Raw genomic sequence first — 4,183 nt, forward strand, 5'->3', positions numbered from 1 at the left:
AGCTTCTGCCGCATCTCGATTTATAGCGCCGTAAACCTCCTTTAAATCGGCACAGAAGAGCTTTCGGTCTTTCCATACCACATATTTACACGAGTTGCGGATCTGGTGCACTATACAGAGCTGGGTTACCGTATCAGGGAACACTCCTTTGATGGCATCTGTAAATCCTTTGAGATTATCCGTACAGGCAATCAGGATGTCTTCCACACCCCGGGCTTTCAGATCAGTCAGTACACTCATCCAGAAAGAAGCGGATTCTGTTTCAGCCATCCACATGCCCAGCACTTCTTTTAATCCATCGTTTTTCAGGCCAATAACCAGGTAAATACATTTGTTGATATACTTACCATTCTGCTTTACTTTGAGCACAATACCATCCATCCAAACGGTATAATACACTGATTCTAAAGGTCGTTGCTGCCATTCCTTAACGTGCTCGATGATACGATTGGTGACATTAGAAATAGTGCCTTCACTCACATCCACCCCATAAACCTGTTTTACCTGTTCCGCAATATCCGAAGTGGTCATTCCCCGGCTATACATGCCGATAATAGACTCTTCGAGCTTGTCGCTCATCCGCTGGCCTTTGGGTATAAGCTGCGGTTCAAACTCACTGTTCCGATCCCGGGGGATATTGAGCACCATGTCTCCCAGGGACTGGGTCTTTACCTTTTTGGGATAGGAGCCGTTACGGCTGTTGCCACTGTTGTGGCCTTCTTTAGCATGCTTCTCATAGCCGAGATGTTCCTCCAATTCTGCCTGCAACATCTGCTCGACACCCTGCTTGTAGAGGTCATTGAAAAAAGAAAGGAAATCCTGCTTGCCTTTGAACTGCTTGAAAAAATCCTTGGGTAGTTTGTTTTCTTGTTCCATAAACTGTATTTATAAAGTTAAAAAATCCGGGCCAAATGGCCGGCCGCTACCCGTGCAGGCTCGCTTCGTTCGGCTCCGCTACGCTCCGCCTCACTTCGCTTCACCTGCACGGTGGTATATAACTCTAAATACAGATAACAATAATCTATTTACACAAACTATTTAACACTACCTTAGGAAAGTCTTCGTAATTGAATTTACGCCCGAAGGCCACTTTATTTCCATCTATATAGAGATAATATTCCCAACTATCTTTAACTATTTTGGGATCATTGAATATTAGATTCTCTTTACGAGAACAATAACTTTCTATCTTCTCTATTCCTTCATTATTTAATTGTTTCTTTATGTCTTTATAATTATCGTTCCACTTAACTTTGGATAAGTCAAAATCATCTGCGACACCAAACGAACCTATTCGATACGTTAATTCATTATTTTGACCAATATCTATAATATGGGCTCTTGGTCCTCCTGATACAGAAACTATTAAGGTTAGCTCTTTCATTTTGGATTGTTCTATCGTTTCTCTGTTCTCCTTACTTTGTCCTTGGCAAGAGATTCCACAAAAAGGTAAAGCCAATAGAATAAAACATAAAATTTTTAACATCTTTTTCATTAATAAGCACCTCTTTTATTTTGACCTTGTTCTTTCGAATTTGATTTTCAGTAATATCTTTTTGTCTTAACCCCTAATAAACTGGACTGATTTTTCAAAATGGTTTGCTACTAATTCATCGTTATCCCGGTCACCAGTCAGGCAAAGATAAGCCGGTTCGCTGTGCTTGTCAAGGCTATACAAAGCGGACTCCGCGCTCATGGCCATGCTGTCCGGCCTTGACAAGTTCATCGCCCCTTGCTTCATTAGTGCCTTAACAGCTGTCCGGGATAAGCCCTGTGCCCATTTTTGTATCGGTGTAATGAAGCCTATAGCACCATGTTTGCGCCTGCGGTTATACCAGTGCATGTATTTTGCGATGTGCTGTTTGGCGTCGTAGAAGCTTGCAAAAGAATGCCGGTCGATCAACTCCGTTTGTTGGATAGAATGAAATGCCTCGATATAGGCATTTTCTTCAGGCGTGGCCACATGCGTAAACTCCTGCTTTGCTTCCATTGACCGTAATGCTTCGCGTACCTTATGGGCGATGAACTGTGAACCATTGTCGTTGCGGATAACAACCCCTTTGAGGCCGAAACGAAGATCCAACCATCGCATCAGTGCAATTACATCTGTCTGGCGGACGCTCCGCTGAAAGATCCAGCACAGGATCCTGCGACTGAACACATCCATGATGGCTAACTGGTAATACCAGCGGCCTTCGCCCTGCACCCAGATGTATTTGATATCCAGACACAGATATTCCATGGGATGTTTTGCTTCAATACGGCGATGCTCCACCCATTTACGTTTTCCCTGGACCTTTATGCGCTTGCCGCACAGCAAGTGACTCTCTTTCATTAGCCGATACACCTTCTTAGGGTTGATCAGATACTCCAAATCCCGCAGTTCTTCGGTCATCTTCCGGTATCCGTATACGCAGTAATCCATCGAAAGAATAGCACGCATCTGATCTACTACCAGACTGTTTTCCACTAATCCGCAACCACCAATCATGGTATGCGTGCTGGGCTTTATACCTCTTGGGCCCGGATGCGCCTGGTAATAGAGGCTGCTCCTGGGCACTGCTGCCCACTGACAAAGATTATCCACACCCGCCTTGCTTTTGTACGCAACGATCATTTCCTTAGTTTCTGATAATGGGCATCGCTTTTTTTTAAAAGCTCAGTTTTAAATTCAAGCTCTATAGCCTGTTTGGCTATCAATCTCTTTAAACGCTCGTTCTCTTCTTCCAGTGCCCGTAGCTGAGGATCAACCTTCTTATAGCTGGCCTTTAAGCCGTCTTTACCCTTAGCCAGATACTTTTTCTTCCAATAACTCAGCACTGAATGAGCCAGATTATACTTGCGGGCTATTTCTGTGGTCCCTTCCCGCTCTGCTTCCTGAAGGATGCTATACTTCTCCTCAGGTGTAAACTGTCGTCTTGTTTTCGTCATAATTCCTAAATTTACTGTGACTAAATTGATTTTCAAATTTAGTCCAGCCTTTTAGGGGGCTAAGACACGATGCAGTTAGTGTATATAATAATCCCAATAGCACAAGTTCTCAAAAAGCAGGAGCTATAACCAAAGCAGCTTTCAAATCTATATTAGCAGTTGTAAAAGTCAATCCGCTTATTAGTGTCGGGTTAGGTATTTTAGATATGACAGGAGCAACAGATGCACTTTTTAAATGGTAATGAAATATGTTGAAGTTTTATGGCTATTTGCTATATCGCTATTATTCTACAGGACAAACCAAGGGTGTTGCATACATTAAAACAATTACCACAATTGTCTTTCTGTTTGTCATGAATTTTATTTCCGTTTTAATCCTTACCAATCAAACAGACCGCTTATCCCTAATAAGAAGCGATGAAAAATGGATGCAATATGTGAAAATCGGAGTTGCAATACTTCCGCTATATTTATTATTATTCATCTTACTCAAAAGTAGTGAGCTAAAGACTTTATCTTATGAAGAAAAACAAGTAAAAAGGGGAAATCAATTTTTGATACTTTACATAGTCGCTTCATTTTTACTATTGTTTGGCGTACTGATTTATAGGTCATTTATTGATTAAATCGTTCAGCATTTATTCAGCGGCTTCGCTGTAAAAGCACTCATACAAAGAAATTAGTTTTTATCATTGTTGTCTGGATAAATCCGGGGTTAATTTGGCTGTAATCCTTGCCGGATAAGTTCTACAGCCTAAAAATGTCTTGTTCCAGATTCAGGGGGTGTACCCCTGTCACTTTTTAGGTTGCAAAAGAGAAAGAGACGTTGTGCGTTTTTCTCCACGCTTTATATGTGTTATTAATGAACTCAAACAGGTTGACATAGCTTATCAAATGAAGTCGGATAACGAGACTGTAAAATATTTTGTGTAAACGGATTTATTATCTGCATTTAGATCCGGCATCTGTTTTCAAAGATAGTTAAGAACTGATGGAGTATGAAGCCCCAATTTTGAATAGGCATGCTACTTTTTTTTCGATATTGGTAATAGCCATGTAAACGGCTTTTAGGGCCGCCTGATCGTCGGGGAACTGGACTTTTGTCTTTGTGTATTTTCTGATACTCCGGTTCAGGTTTTCGATGGTATTGGTAGTATAAATAATTTTTCGGATTTCCAGTGGAAAGTCAAAATAGCTGGTAAGGCAGTCCCAGTTGTGGCGCCAGGACTCAATAGCGTGGCGGTATTTATGG

Annotated in this window: 5 protein-coding genes and 1 pseudogene; 1 reads left to right on the top strand and 5 read right to left on the bottom strand. The window is 41.6% G+C overall.

What is annotated here, in order from left to right; translation table 11 throughout:
• The 4 genes from ACYVI9_RS15075 to ACYVI9_RS15090 form a co-directional block, all read right to left on the bottom strand.
• On the bottom strand, window positions 1–876 hold an 876-nt coding region (locus tag ACYVI9_RS15075), incomplete at its 3' end, for an IS256 family transposase (protein ID WP_460765976.1).
• Between the two features lie 145 nt (window positions 877–1,021).
• Window positions 1,022–1,495 (bottom strand): hypothetical protein, encoded by a 474-nt coding sequence (locus tag ACYVI9_RS15080; RefSeq protein WP_460765979.1) that lies wholly within the window; start codon window positions 1,493–1,495, stop codon window positions 1,022–1,024.
• Window positions 1,496–1,561: 66 nt separating this feature from the next.
• On the bottom strand, window positions 1,562–2,617 hold the full coding sequence (locus tag ACYVI9_RS15085) for an IS3 family transposase (protein WP_460765982.1): 1,056 nt from the start codon (window positions 2,615–2,617) through the stop codon (window positions 1,562–1,564).
• The gene (locus ACYVI9_RS15090; RefSeq protein ID WP_460765985.1) at window positions 2,614–2,931 is read right to left on the bottom strand and encodes a transposase; all 318 of its coding nucleotides are present in this window, start codon (window positions 2,929–2,931) and stop codon (window positions 2,614–2,616) included. The genes ACYVI9_RS15085 and ACYVI9_RS15090 overlap by 4 nt, the downstream gene beginning before the upstream one ends.
• Before the next feature lie 248 nt (window positions 2,932–3,179).
• Between ACYVI9_RS15090 and ACYVI9_RS15095 the strand changes: the two genes are divergently transcribed.
• A complete protein-coding gene (locus tag ACYVI9_RS15095; RefSeq protein WP_460765988.1) occupies window positions 3,180–3,557 on the top strand; it encodes a hypothetical protein in 378 nt (125 codons plus the stop codon).
• A gap of 326 nt (window positions 3,558–3,883) precedes the next feature.
• Here the strand turns inward: ACYVI9_RS15095 and ACYVI9_RS15100 are convergent.
• Window positions 3,884–4,183 (bottom strand): annotated as a pseudogene (locus ACYVI9_RS15100) (transposase); the annotation flags it as partial.

It is taken from the genome of Niabella terrae, from assembly GCF_054783135.1.